The 4255-nt window shown below is 70.3% G+C and carries 4 protein-coding genes and 1 pseudogene; 1 reads left to right on the plus strand and 4 read right to left on the minus strand.

Features of this window, described 5'->3' with window-relative positions:
• From AC1D15_RS19975 to gabT, 4 genes and pseudogenes are all read right to left on the minus strand, one after another.
• Positions 1 to 292, minus strand: a pseudogene (locus tag AC1D15_RS19975) (ABC transporter permease); the annotation flags it as partial.
• A 10-nt stretch (positions 293 to 302) separates the two neighbouring features.
• Positions 303 to 1328, minus strand: a complete 1026-nt coding sequence (locus AC1D15_RS19980) for an ABC transporter substrate-binding protein (RefSeq protein WP_477827344.1) — start codon at positions 1326 to 1328, stop codon at positions 303 to 305.
• Between the two features lie 53 nt (positions 1329 to 1381).
• Positions 1382 to 2536 carry an ABC transporter ATP-binding protein gene (locus tag AC1D15_RS19985; RefSeq protein WP_465114400.1) on the minus strand — a complete coding sequence of 385 codons (1155 nt, stop codon included), beginning with the start codon at positions 2534 to 2536 and terminating at the stop codon, positions 1382 to 1384.
• A gap of 11 nt (positions 2537 to 2547) precedes the next feature.
• Positions 2548 to 3837, minus strand: coding sequence for a 4-aminobutyrate--2-oxoglutarate transaminase (gabT, locus tag AC1D15_RS19990; protein ID WP_477827345.1), 1290 nt, complete (start codon positions 3835 to 3837; stop codon positions 2548 to 2550).
• Positions 3838 to 4014: 177 nt separating this feature from the next.
• On the opposite strand from gabT, the gene AC1D15_RS19995 reads away from it, so the two are divergent.
• A partial coding sequence (locus tag AC1D15_RS19995; protein ID WP_477827346.1) for a GntR family transcriptional regulator occupies positions 4015 to 4255 on the plus strand: 241 nt, incomplete at its 3' end.

Consider the following 4255-nt stretch of genomic DNA (forward strand, 5'->3'; position numbering starts at 1 on the left):
GCGTGCCCAGGTCGGCGACCAGCGCGGCGAACGCGTCCGGTGCCGGCACCGAGGCGCGGTCCCACGACGCGAGCGCCGCGACGGTGCGCGGCAGCGCGGTCGCGACCTCCGGGTTCTCGACCGCGCGCTTGAGCAACGCGGCGATCGGCACCAGGAAGGTCAGCAACAGGAACAGCAGCAGCGGCAGCGTCAGCGAGAACGCCCGCAGCTTGCGCCGCCGGTCGGCACGCGCGAGCTGGCGGCGCAGCGCATGCGGGTCGCCGATCGGCAGCGGGGCGGCGAGCGTGTCCATCACGAGCGCCTTACTGCGCGGCCCACGAGGCGAAGCGCTTCTCCAGCTCCTCGCCCTGGTCGGCCCAGAACTTCAGGTTGAACTGCAGCGCGTCCTTCGAGTTGGCCGGCGAGGTCGGCAGGTTGCCCAGCACCTTGGCATCCAGCCTGGCCAGTGCCTTGGTGTTGGTCGGGCCATAGGCGATGTTCTTTGCGTACTCGGCCTGCGCGTCCGGGGTGCTGGCGAACGCGATGAACTTCAGCGCCRCATCCTTGTTCGGCGTGCCCTTCGGGATCACCCAGTAGTCCAGGTCGTAGATGCCGCCGGTCCAGGTGATCTTCAGGTTCTTGCCCTCGCGGTTCGCGGCATCGATGCGGCCGTTGTAGACCGTCGTCAGCGCGACGTCGCCCGCCACCAGGAACTGCGGCGGCTGCGCGCCGGCCTCCCACCACTGGATGCTCGGCTTCAGCTCGCTCAGCTTCCTGAACGCGCGGTCGGCGCCGTCCTTGGAGGCGAGCACCTTGTAGACGTCGGCGGTCTTCACGCCGTCGGCCATCAGCGCGAACTCGAGGTTGTAGCGCGCGCCCTTGCGCATGCCGCGCTTGCCGGGGAATTTCTTCAGGTCCCAGAAATCGGCCCAGGTGGTGGGCGTGCCCTTCAGCTTGTCGCCGTTGTAGGCCATCACGGTCGACCACACGAAGATGCCGATGCCGCAGTCGCTGACGGCCGCCGGCAGCAGGTCGGCCTTGCCGCCGAGCTTGCTGTAGTCGAGCTTCTCGAACAGGCCCTCGTCGCAACCGCGCGCGACGTCGGGCGACTCGACCTCGACGACGTCCCACGTGACCTTCTTCGTCTCGACCATCGCCTTGATCTTGGCCTGCTCGCCGTTGTATTCCACCGGCACGACCTTGGTGCCGGTCTTCTCGAACGGCTCGTAGTAGGCCTTCTTCTGCGCATTGGCGTTCGCGCCGCCGAAGTTGACGACGGTGATCTGCTGGGCGAACGCCGGCAGCGCGAAGCCGACGGCGAGCGCGAGGCTCAGGATGCTCTTCTTCATGACGGGGTCCTTCGGGGTGATGAAAGCGGTGGAGGAGGCCGGGACGGCAGGGCTCAGACGATGTAGATGCGCGTGTGCTCGGGCGGCAGCTCCAGCCAGACCGCGTCGCCGGCGTGCGGTGCCGCGCCGTCGGCCAGCGGCAGCTTGACCGTCGCCGCGGCCTGGCCTTCGCCGAGCGCGCACAGCAGCCGCAGGTGGTCGCCGAAGTAGATGACGCTGTCGACGCGCGCCTGCAGCGCGTTGCCATGCTCGGCCGGCGCCTGCCGGTGCAGCCGGATGCGCTCCGGGCGGATGCAGGCCTCGACCGCCGCACCGACCGCCGCGCCGTTCACGTTGACGCCGGTCAGCACGCGCCCGTCGATCAGCACCATGCCGCAGCGGTCGCTGGTGTCGTCGACGTGGGTCGCCCGCACGGTGCCCTTGACGACGGTGCTGTCGCCGATGAAGCCGGCCACGAAGCGGTTGGACGGCGCCTCGTACATCGCCTCCACCGGCGCGAGCATCTGCACCGCGCCGTCGTTGAAGACGGCCACGCGGTCGCTCATCGTCAGCGCCTCGCCCTGGTCGTGCGTCACGTAGACGAAGGTGACGCCGAGCTGCCGGTGCAGCTCCTTCAGCTCGATCTGCATGTGCTCGCGCAGCTGCTTGTCGAGYGCGCCSAGCGGYTCGTCCATCAGCACCAGCTGSGGCTCGAACACCAGCGCCCGCGCCAGSGCGACGCGCTGCTGCTGGCCGCCCGAGAGCTGGGCCGGCGAGCGCTCGGCCATGCCGGTCAGCCGCACCATCTCGAGGGCGCGCGCCACGCGCCGCGCCTGCTCGTCGCGCGGCAGCCTGCGCACCGTCAGCGGGTAGGCCACGTTCTGCCCGACCGTCAGGTGCGGGAACAGCGCGTAGTTCTGGAACACCATCCCGAAATGCCGCTTGTGCGGCGGCGTGCGCGTGATCGGGCGGCCGTCGAGCAGGATGTCGCCGGCGGTCGGCGACTCGAAGCCGGCCAGCATCATCAGCGTCGTGGTCTTGCCCGAGCCCGAGGGACCGAGCAGCGTCAGGAACTCGCCGCGGCGGATGTCCAGGTCGAGGCCGCGCACCACCAGGTGGCTGCCGTCGTAGGTCTTCTGCACGCCGCGAAAGCGCACCAGCGGTTCGGCCGGTGCGCCCTGCGGGACGGCAGCGGCGGCGGCGGGAGAGGTTCCGGAGACGGCAGGCATGCGCACCTCGTTCAACGCAGAGCGGCGAAACTGTCGGCCAGCACCTGCAGGCCTTCGTCGACCAGCGCGTCCTCGGCCGTCAGCGGCACCAGCACGCGGATCACGTTGCCGTGGGTGCCGCAGGAGAGCAGTATGAGCCCGCGGCGGGCCGCTTCGGCGACCACGTTGCGCGTCAGTTCGGCGGCCGGCTTCGACAGGTCGCCGCCCTCGAACAGCTCGATCGCCACCATCGCACCCAGTCCGCGCACGTCGCGCACCTCGGGCACGCGGGTCGCGATGCGGCGCAGCCCGGCCGCGAGCCGCTCGCCGAGCGCGCGACTGCGCTGCAGCAGCTGTTCGTCGTCGAACACCTTCAGCACCGCGAGTGCCGCCGCKCAGCCGATCGGCGAGCCCGCGTAGGTGCCGCCGAGCCCGCCCGGGCCGGGCGCGTCCATCACGTCGGCACGGCCGACCACGCCCGAGATGGGGAAGCCGCCGGCCATCGACTTGGCGGTGGTGATCAGGTCCGGCGCGACCGGCCATTGCTCGCTCGCGAACCAGGTGCCGGTGCGGCCGGCGCCGGTCTGCACCTCGTCGGCGATCAGCAGGATGCCGTACCGCTCGGCCAGGGTTTTCAGGCGCGCGATGAACTCGTTCGGCGCGACGTGGAAGCCGCCTTCGCCCTGCACCGGTTCGATGATGAACGCGGCCACGCGCTCCGGCTCGATGTCGTTCTTGAAGATCGTCTCCACCGAATGCAGTGCGTCGTCGATGCTGACGCCGTGCAGCGCGTTCGGGAACAGCGCATGGAAGGTCTCGCCCGGGAACGGCCCGAAGCCGGTCTTGTACGGTGCGACCTTGCCGGTCAGCCCGAGCGTCATCATCGTGCGGCCGTGGTAGCCGCCGGTGAACGCGATCACGCCCGGGCGGCGCGTGAACGCGCGGGCGATCTTGACGGCGTTCTCGACCGCCTCGGCCCCGGTCGACAGGAACAGCGACTTCTTCGCGAAGGCGCCGGGTGCCAGCGCGTTCAGCCGTTCGGCCAGCTCGACGTAGGGCTCGTAGGCGAGCACCTGGAAGCAGGTGTGGGTGTAGGCGTCGAGCTGGGCCCGCACGGCGGCGATCACCTCCGGGTGGCAGTGGCCGGTGTTGAGCACCGCGATGCCGCCGGCGAAGTCGATGTAGCGCCGGCCCTCGACGTCCCAGACCTCGGCATTGGCGCCGCGGGCGACGAAGATCGGGTGGGCCTGGCCGACCCCGCGGGCCACCGCGGCATGGCGGCGCGCCATCAGGACGGCATTGGTGTCGTGTTCGCGTTGCATGGCCAGGCTCCAGGGCAGGGAAAATTCGTGTGGGCGGACTGTAGGCAGCCGCTGCGCGCGCCGCCATGTACAGACGGTGCGGCGTTTCGGTGTACTGTGCAGGCCGCGGGGCCTGTACATGCAAGCCCTGATCCGGTGCGCCATGCACGAGGAAGCAGCAGTAGCCACGACACGCCGATGTTCACGCTGAACCCGAACTCCCCGATGCCGCTGGTCGGCCAGATCGTCGACGGCTTGCGCCGCATGATTGCCGAGCAGTCGCTGAAGCCCGGCGCCAAGCTGCCGTCGATCCGCGCCTTCGCGGCCTCGCACGGCGTGAGCGTCTTCACCGTGGTCGAGGCCTACGACCGGCTGGTCGCGCAGGGCTGGCTGGTGTCGCGCGCGAACGCCGGCTTCTTCGTGAAGCGGCGCGGCGGCG

This window comes from Rhizobacter sp. P2_H2 (assembly GCF_056403375.1).